Genomic DNA, 8,639 nt, shown 5'->3' with positions numbered 1-8,639 from the left:
ATATATCCACTTATTATATCATTCCAATAACTATTTTTTCTAAAGAAAAAATGTAAAACTGTAAATATTCCGCCTATTATTTCTAAAACTTCAGAATATTTACAAAAGTATAAAATTAGAATACATTTTAGCTGTACAAGATTCACCTGTACAAAAATTCAAACAAAAAGGGATGGTTATATGTTGAAGAATTTAGTAGCAGGAACATTAGTAGCGGGTTTTGCATTAACTGGAGGACTAGGTGCGGTAAGTGCTGAAGAAAAAAGCAACACAATTAAGTCATTTGATTATTTAAAAGTGGATGAACAAAATGTTAATTCATTTGCAAAATTAAATGATCAGGATAAGAAAAATATCCAAATTACTATGGTATTACCAGAGCAAAATGAAAATGGGGATTGGCTAGCTTATGGTTTTACTAGTCGTGAAACATTAGATGCGTATATTGAAAAGGATAAAAAAGCAATTAAAAATAAAATTAATCCTTTAGGTAGCGGTGCTGGTAGTACTGATTTTTATGAACATAAAGATAAAGGTGGCCAATACATTTACTGGAGCAGCGGATTTAAAAACTTACCGTCTAGCTGGAATGACAGAATTTCTTCTGTAAGTACAGCGTCACCTTCTGCAAGTTATTCAACGACACTTTGGGAGCACACTTCAACACAAGGATATGGAAAAGGCGTTTTATTTAAACATGCTGATTGGTACGGTAAAACTGCTAATTTAGCTGCTGATTGGAACGATATTACTTCAGCGATTGAAATTAAATAGTAATAAGACATTTAATTTCTTCTATAAAAATTCAAACCACTATTCTCTCTTTCATTTAGAGAATAGTGGTTTATCATATTTCTATTTAAGCATGTACAGCATGTCCTACTGCTCGCATTAACGCTTCATGAATCGCCTCAGATAAAGTTGGATGTGCTGCAATATAATCTCTCATTATATCAGCGGTAACTTCTGTATGAATCATTACGGTTCCTTGACCAATAAGTTCAGTTGCATAAGGACCGATAATAGAAATCCCTACAATTTCTTGGTATTTAGGTTCCACAATGACTTTTACTTTCCCTACTTGTTCTCCTAAAATAAGAGCTTTTCCGTTCGCTGTAAAAGGAAATTCTCCGATGAGAATATCACCATATTGTTCTCTTGCACCTTTTTCACTTAACCCGACACTAGCTATTTCTGGAGCTGTGTATATACATCGAGGCACAGCGTGATAATTTACTTTCACGTCTTCTCCACTTACGTGTAATGCTGCTGTCGTTCCTTCATGGAAGGCAACGTGAGCAAGCTGAATTCCACCGATCACATCACCAGCTGCGTAAATATGTGATACGTTCGTTTGCATATGTTCGTTCACAGCAATCCCTTTATTTGAAAACTGAACCCCTGCTTTTTCTAAATCTAATTGTTGTACACGTGGTTTTCGGCCGACAGAAATGAGAACATATTCCGGGTTAGCTTCTTGGATACTACCTTCATATTCAAATGAAGCTTGCTTCTTATAATTATTTAATCCTTTTAAAGCAGCTCCTGTAAATATTTCTACGCCATCACTTTCTAATTTCTCTCTTAAAATATGTGCGATATCTTCATCTTCATCTGGTAATAATTGCGGTGCCATTTCAACAATCGTAACTTTTGTCCCAAGGCGACTATAAATGCTTGCAAACTCGCATCCTATTACACCACCGCCAACGATTAACAATGAAGATGGTACACTCTCAAGAGACATCGCATGGCTACTATTTAAAATCCATTTTCCATCAAACGGAGCGAATGGTAATTCTGTAGGTTCGGAACCAGCTGCGATAATAAACCTCACTCCATCCACTACTTCTTCTTTATTTCCTTGTACAACTCGCACACGATGATCCGTTTCGAATTTCGCTTTTCCTTTTATAACTTTAATTTTATTTTTCTTCATTAAATATTGTATTCCTTGGACGAGTTGCATTACGATTTGTGATTTCCTTGCCTGTATTTGATCCCAATCAATTGATATACTTCCTGTATTAAGCGTAACCCCATAATCATTCGCTTTTCTCACAATGTCATGCACTTCTGCACTTTCTAACAATGATTTCGTCGGCATACACCCAACATTTAAACACGTTCCGCCAAGGTCAGCTTCATCAATAAGAGTGACCTCTTTTCCATTTTGAGCCGCGGTAATTGCCGCTACATATCCAGCTGGTCCGCCTCCAATTACAACTAATTTACTCATTCTCTCACCTTCTCTTTATAAAAGAATTGTTATAGGTTCTTCTAAATAATATTTAATTGTGCGTAAAAATGCAGCTGCTGGTGCACCGTCTAGTACACGATGATCGAATGTTAAACTTAAAGGTAACATACTACCTTTTTTTAATTTTTTCCCTTTATATACAGGAACATGTTCAATTGCGCCAATACCTAAAATACCAGTCTCAGGTGTATTTAATACAGGTGTGAAATATTCAATACCAAAGCTACCTAAATTACTAATTGTAAATGTCGTTCCGTGCATATCATCACTACTTAAGCTACCTGCTCGCGCCTTTTGTGCCATATCCTTAATCTCTTTAGACAACTCTACTAAAGATAAATTATTTGCAAAGCGAATAGCTGGAACGACTAATCCTTTTTCTAATGCGACTGCTATGCCTAAATGCACATGTTCAAATTGATGAATTGCATCATCTATATAAGCGCTGTTCATTTCTTTATGCTCTCTAAGCGCTAATACAATAGCACGAGAAACGAAATCCGTAATGGTTAGTTTGTTTTCGTATCGTTTTTGTACAACTTCCGCTATGTCTTTATGTAATGCAACTAAATCTGTAACATCTACTTTCATCGTTAATGTTAATTGCGCACTATTTTGTAAGCTTGCATGCATACGACTCGCAATTGCTTTTCTCATACCAGTAACAGGAACGACTGTACTTTCTTCTTGTTCAGGTACTTCTGGATTTGCTACTCTTTCTTCTAGCACCTTTAATACATCTGCCTTTGTAATCCTTCCGCCAGGACCTGTACCAACTAATGCCTTGATATCCAGATTTTCAGACTTTGCAATTTTCTTCGCTACAGGTGAAATTTTAATTCTTTGCTTCGATACTTCTTTCCCATTTGGTTCTTGATTTTGTATATTTTGTACTTCTATATTAGATGTTTTTTCTTCTATAACATGTGTGCTTTCCTGCATTTCTACTTTTTCATTCGGTTTACCGATGTAGCAAATTACAGTACCAGGCGGCACTCCTTCATCTTCACTTACAGCTATATCAAGTACCGTACCATCAGCTGGCGCTTCAATTTCCGTTTCAATTTTTTCTGAATTAATACTAGCAATCAGTTCTCCTTTTGCTACATTATCGCCTGCTTTAATATTCCAGCTCGTAATAATACCTTCTTTCATCGCCATACCTAACTTCGGCATTACAACTTCTACAGCCATGTGTCTCTCTCCCTTCTCATCGTTTTATTACACATGTAATAAAGATTGGTCTCCAATCATTTCTGATACAGTTTCAATTACTTTTTCTGGCGTTGGCAAATACAACTTTTCAAGTGGTGGTGAGAACGGAACAGGTGTATGTGGTGCTGTAATTCGTTTAATAGGTGCATCTAACAAATCAAAACCTTTATCCGCTACAATTGCCGCAATATCTGTTGCGATACTACATCTTGGATTCGCTTCGTCAATAACGATAAGACGATTTGTTTTTTCAACAGATGATAAAATAGTATCTTCATCAAGCGGTGATAAAGATCGTGGATCAATTACTTCTACTTCAAGCCCCTTTTTCGATAATTGCTTTGCAGCTGCAAGTGCTGTATGAACTTGTTTTCCGATTGCGACAATTGTTACATCAGAACCTTCTCGTTTAATATCTGCTTTTCCTAAAGGAATTGTATAATACCCTTCCGGCACTTCACCTTTCATATTGTAAAGTGTTTTATCTTCAAAGAAGATTACTGGATCATCATCTTCAATTGCTGCTAATAATAAGCCTTTTGCATCATACGGCGTGGAAGGAACAACAACTTTAATACCTGGTATGCTCGTAAATAATGCGTACAAACTTTGTGAATGCTGAGCTGCTGCACTAAAACCAGCACCATGCATCGTACGTACTGTAACGGGTACTTTTGCTTTACCTCCAAACATATAACGGAATTTCGCACCTTGGTTTAATACTTGGTCAAGACAACTACCGATAAAATCATTAAACATTAACTCAGCTATCGGACGTAACCCAGTTGCAGCAGCTGCCATCGCAGCTCCCATATAACCCGCTTCAGAAATTGGTGTATCCAATATACGATTTCGGCCAAACTCTTGTACAAGTCCTTTCGTAACCCCAAGAACACCACCCCAAGCTTCATCATCTTGCAGATGATCAACTTGTGCACCGCCTGCAACATCTTCACCTATTAAAATTACATTTTCATCACGACGCATTGAGATTTTCATCGCTTCATTAATTGCAGTTGACATACTTACTGTTCTAGTCATAATTTTTCACCCTCCTCTTATTTGTAAGAAACGTATACAGCTTTTAATAATTCTTCATCGTCTGGGTATGGACTATTTTCACTAAATTCAATGGATCTTTGTACTGCATCATCTACTGCTTTTTCCATATCAACAAGTTCAGATTCCGTTAATAAACCTTCATGAATTAAATGCTTACGGAAATTCACAATCGCATCTTTTTCATTTAAATGTTCTTCTTTTTCTTCTGATGTTTTATATGTTTGCGCTTCACCTTCAAAATGACCGTAATTACGATATGTCATACATTCAATAATTGTTGGACCATCACCATTACGCGCACGTTCCACTGCTTCTGCAGCAGCTTTATATACAGCTAGAAGATCTTTTCCATCTACTTGAACGCCTGGAATATTATAAGCTTTTGCACGATCCGCAATAGAATCACAACTTGAAGCATATTCAAAGGTAGTTGCTTCACCGTAACCGTTATTTTCTGCAATAAAAATAACTGGTAACTTCCAAATCGCCGCTAAATTAACCCCTTCATGGAATGTTCCTTCATTATTTGCTCCGTCACCGAAGAAACAAACACTTACATCTTTTGTTACTTTATATTTAGCTGTCAATGCTGAACCGCAAGCAAGTGGGAAACCCCCGCCTACAATGCCATTAGCACCAAGCATTCCTTTATCTAAATCCGCAATATGCATGGAACCGCCTTTACCTTTACATAATCCTGTCGCTTTCCCGAAAAGTTCAGCCATCATACCGTTTAAATCACAACCTTTTGCGATACAATGTCCATGACCTCTATGTGTACTTGTAATACTGTCACTATCCGTTAAGTGGGCACATACACCAACTGCTACCGCTTCTTCACCTGCGTATAAATGAACGAAACCTGGCAAAACGCCTTGTGCGAACAATTCATGCACCTTATCTTCAAACTTACGAATCTCTAACATTTTTTCGTACATCCAACGAGCTTGTTCTTTCGTAATTTCATTCCCTTTACTTTCAGTTGTTTTTAACATGTCCAGCCCTCCTATTTTCTTGTTCGTCTGTTATATTGCAAGTACCGTGCCAAATTCTAATCCTTGATTTAATAGGTTTTCTCTTTTCTTTCATAATAAAAAAGTGGACAAAATGAGACATCTGTCTCGTTTTGTCCACTTTTGTTCACCTAATTTGAGAACTATTATTTTATTCATTATCAAAGCTCTGCTGTAATTTTCGGATGTAAATAATTTGGCCAATATGATATGCATTATGAGTTGTTACATTCGCTAACACTTCCCACCACTTTGCAGAAACAGGAAATCCTACTACATCACTTTCAACCTTTTCTTCATTTATAAGATTTTTCCATTGTAACAGTTTTTTTAGTAGTTTTTCCCGTAATTCATCGAAAGTTTGATTATCTGAAAGCATAAAACTTTTGTTATTATCTCCAATAGCGGGTACTGCATTCACATTTGATTCTTTATACCTAGTTTGCCACGTAGAGTTCCAATACAGTAAATGTTGTACGATTTCGGCTATACTATTACTCTCTTCATTCGGTTTCCAGAAAGCTTCCCTCTCAGACAAACCCTTAACTGCATCTGAAAATGGAATATACCAACTGGGATCGTTTGCATTCGCCAACAATTGATCTGCTAATACATCCTTCACATGGACCATTTTTCTTCCCTCATTTCATTATCATATTAATATACACTACTCTATATACGCTCATTCCCTATAATCCCCTTTTTTACATACAAATTGATTTCATACTGAATGTAAGAATAATAGATTTTCTTATCATAACTCGTTATGATAAAAGAAAAAGAAAGCTGGCGGAAAATGAATAAAAAAATCGCAATAATTACAGGAGCCTCAAGTGGATTTGGACTATTAACTACACTCGAACTCGCAAAAAAAGATTATTTAGTTATTGCTACAATGCGGAACCTTGAAAAACAAGTAAACTTACTATCTCAAGCTACTCAACTCAACTTACAACAAAAAATAAAAATTCAACAATTAGATGTAACCGATCAAAACTCTATACATAACTTCCAATTATTTTTAAAAGAAATACAAAAAGTAGACCTACTTGTTAATAATGCAGGATATGCAAATGGCGGCTTTGTAGAAGAAATTCCAGTAGAGGAATACCGTAAACAATTTGAAACGAACCTATTTGGAGCTATATCAATTACCCGACTTGTCTTACCGTATATGAGAAAACAAAGAATTGGAAAAATCATCAATATAAGCAGCATTAGCGGCCAAGTTGGATTCCCTGGCTTATCTCCTTATGTATCTTCAAAATATGCATTAGAAGGCTGGAGTGAATCGCTTCGCTTAGAAGTAAAACCTTTCGGAATAGATGTTGCTTTAATTGAACCAGGTTCTTATAACACAAACATATGGGAGGTTGGGAAACAACTAGCTGAAAACCAATCTGATACAACATCTCCTTACAAAGAGTATATGGATAAAATACAAAAACATATTAATAGCGGTAGTGATACATTCGGTAATCCGATAGATGTTGCTAATAAAATTGTAGAAATTGCTGAATCTAAGCGTACAAATTTACGATATCCAATTGGTAAAGGTGTGAAATTTATGATCTTTGCGAAGAAGATTCTTCCTTGGAGATTGTGGGAACACCTTGTTTTGAGAAGCTTTAAGAAAATGTAATAAACTTTTTGAAAACTATTTTGAAAGGGATGCTAATTAAATGTTAGGTTTACCGTATGGGAAAGTGTTTTTAGTGCCGTGGACTGAAGAATGGGAAATTGAGTTTATGAAAGAGAAACAACTCATTGAGGAACAAATTGGCGAACATATTTTAGCGATACACCATATTGGTAGTACTTCTATTCCATATTTAAGTGCAAAGCCAATTATTGATATAGCAATTGAATTAGAAAATTATACGGACGGTATACATTGTATTAAAAAGTTAGAACTACTAAACTATAAATATAGAAAAGAAGTATTACCCGAAAGATACTATTTTAATAAAGGTGAACCAAGAACTCATCAAATTCATATGTATGAACAAGGGAATACATATTTAATAGAACAATTACAATTTCGTGATTACTTAATAGACAATAAAACTGCACGCATGCAGTATGAACAGTTAAAGATTCAACTTTCACAAGCTAACCCTACTGATAAACATAAGTATGCAGAGGATAAAACTAATTTCATTACATCTATATTAACTAAAATAAATGCTTAAATAAACAAGAAACCATTTAGTAGTAAATGGTTTCTTGTTTATTAGTTATTTCATTTAATTACTTGAAATAAATTGGACTATATTACGGTTATCCTCTTCTAAATAACTTATGATGCCTTCAGGATATGTCGGCTTCTCCTGTAATTCCTCTAGACTTTTCCAAATTAATATAATATCCTCATGCTCTTTATGCCTTATTTCATTTGTAATGATTTTTTCAACAGTCCCCAATGTATCAATGTACAATGATGACTTTTTTCGTTGTCCCAATCAAAAATGTGTTCATTTACAATTACTAACTCTTGAACATTAACTTTCAAATCGTATTCTTCTATTAACTCTCGAATTATTGCTTCTTTTGACGTTTCACCAAATTCAATAGAGCCACCTGGAAAACGATAAAATGATTCATTTTCATCGCATTGTACAAGTACTTTAGAATGATCTTCATTTAAAATCATTGCTTCAGCACGTAATTTAGGATTTTTCATTTTGTCTCCCCATTCATTCCACATATGATTAAATCCAATAGGTATAAAAGAAAAAATTAAGAATAATTCCTGTTATTACTAATAGCGGAACCGTTCCTAAAGAAATGACATATTCCCTCGATTCTTTATCAAATTTCCACTCCATAAATGATTGAAAGCAGTATAAAGTTATTAAAAATAAAATGGGTAAATTACTAATATAAACGGGATTTAAAGTAGCACATATCATCGTAAAAATTATATAAGAAATAATAAGAGCCCTAGTGCCCCATTTATGAAAGTTGTTTACATATTTACTATTCCAGTCTGTTTGTTTCGGTATATTTAGTTTTTTCCTCACTACTTTTTCAACAACAACTAAGGATATAATCCATACTATTAATAAAATTCCTTTAACCCAAAACAG

At 34.9% G+C, this 8,639-nt stretch carries 9 protein-coding genes and 1 pseudogene; 3 read left to right on the top strand and 7 right to left on the bottom strand.

Features of this window, described 5'->3' with window-relative positions; genetic code table 11:
* Nucleotides 1-180 precede the first annotated feature (180 nt).
* Nucleotides 181-774, top strand: coding sequence for a hypothetical protein (locus GBN78_RS20695; RefSeq protein WP_152127667.1), 594 nt, complete (start codon nucleotides 181-183; stop codon nucleotides 772-774).
* Between the two features lie 85 nt (nucleotides 775-859).
* On the opposite strand, the gene lpdA is transcribed toward GBN78_RS20695, so the two are convergent.
* From lpdA to GBN78_RS20670, 5 genes are all read right to left on the bottom strand, one after another.
* Nucleotides 860-2,239 (bottom strand): dihydrolipoyl dehydrogenase, encoded by a 1,380-nt coding sequence (gene lpdA, locus GBN78_RS20690; RefSeq protein ID WP_152127666.1) that lies wholly within the window; start codon nucleotides 2,237-2,239, stop codon nucleotides 860-862.
* Nucleotides 2,240-2,254: 15 nt separating this feature from the next.
* Nucleotides 2,255-3,454: a dihydrolipoamide acetyltransferase family protein gene (locus GBN78_RS20685; RefSeq protein ID WP_152127665.1), complete on the bottom strand. Its 1,200-nt coding sequence runs from the start codon at nucleotides 3,452-3,454 to the stop codon at nucleotides 2,255-2,257.
* Between the two features lie 27 nt (nucleotides 3,455-3,481).
* Nucleotides 3,482-4,516, bottom strand: a complete 1,035-nt coding sequence (gene acoB, locus GBN78_RS20680; RefSeq protein WP_000198898.1) for an acetoin:2,6-dichlorophenolindophenol oxidoreductase subunit beta — start codon at nucleotides 4,514-4,516, stop codon at nucleotides 3,482-3,484.
* A gap of 17 nt (nucleotides 4,517-4,533) precedes the next feature.
* The gene (gene acoA, locus GBN78_RS20675) at nucleotides 4,534-5,532 is read right to left on the bottom strand and encodes an acetoin:2,6-dichlorophenolindophenol oxidoreductase subunit alpha (protein WP_152127664.1); all 999 of its coding nucleotides are present in this window, start codon (nucleotides 5,530-5,532) and stop codon (nucleotides 4,534-4,536) included.
* Nucleotides 5,533-5,701: 169 nt separating this feature from the next.
* Nucleotides 5,702-6,181 carry a DinB family protein gene (locus GBN78_RS20670; protein WP_000233785.1) on the bottom strand — a complete coding sequence of 160 codons (480 nt, stop codon included), beginning with the start codon at nucleotides 6,179-6,181 and terminating at the stop codon, nucleotides 5,702-5,704.
* Between the two features lie 165 nt (nucleotides 6,182-6,346).
* Between GBN78_RS20670 and GBN78_RS20665 the strand changes: the two genes are divergently transcribed.
* On the top strand, nucleotides 6,347-7,192 hold the full coding sequence (locus GBN78_RS20665) for an oxidoreductase (protein ID WP_001034802.1): 846 nt from the start codon (nucleotides 6,347-6,349) through the stop codon (nucleotides 7,190-7,192).
* A 40-nt stretch (nucleotides 7,193-7,232) separates the two neighbouring features.
* Entirely contained in the window at nucleotides 7,233-7,742 is a 510-nt protein-coding gene (locus tag GBN78_RS20660) for a GrpB family protein (protein WP_000901213.1), read from the top strand.
* Between the two features lie 54 nt (nucleotides 7,743-7,796).
* On the opposite strand, the pseudogene GBN78_RS20655 reads toward GBN78_RS20660, so the two are convergent.
* Both GBN78_RS20655 and GBN78_RS20650 read right to left on the bottom strand, forming a co-directional pair.
* Nucleotides 7,797-8,233 (bottom strand): annotated as a pseudogene (locus GBN78_RS20655) (NUDIX domain-containing protein).
* Between the two features lie 28 nt (nucleotides 8,234-8,261).
* Nucleotides 8,262-8,600: a DUF4181 domain-containing protein gene (locus GBN78_RS20650; RefSeq protein ID WP_074625254.1), complete on the bottom strand. Its 339-nt coding sequence runs from the start codon at nucleotides 8,598-8,600 to the stop codon at nucleotides 8,262-8,264.
* Nucleotides 8,601-8,639 lie beyond the last annotated feature (39 nt).

It is taken from the genome of Bacillus sp. B2-WWTP-C-10-Post-4 (assembly GCF_009183805.1).
GTDB lineage: Bacteria > Bacillota > Bacilli > Bacillales > Bacillaceae_G > Bacillus_A > Bacillus_A cereus.
This window is presented reverse-complemented; position numbering and strand designations above follow the sequence as displayed.